General features: G+C 33.5%; 1 protein-coding gene. It reads left to right on the top strand.

Annotated features, from left to right (window positions below; genetic code table 11):
• The coding region (locus tag AC23MB_RS14510; protein ID WP_487787672.1) for a sigma factor at positions 1-242 on the top strand (242 nt) is incomplete at both ends.

Genomic DNA, 242 nt, shown 5'->3' with positions numbered 1-242 from the left:
CGCGCATTGATGTATACACACCAAAGTCGATTGTATTGGCATATTCTACGACTTATTGTGGATAACGATTTGGCGAAATATGTATTGCAGGAAACGTTTATTAAAGCTTACCAGAATTTTCATAAATTCAAACAAGATAGTAAGTTGTACACTTGGATTTATAGGATTTCAACCAACGAAGCGCTTCAACAACTTAAAAAAATGAAAAAGATGAAAAAAGCGGATGAAGATGCAGATTACTA

The sequence above is a fragment of the Soonwooa sp. T0.1_25 genome (assembly GCF_057652215.1).
This window is presented reverse-complemented; position numbering and strand designations above follow the sequence as displayed.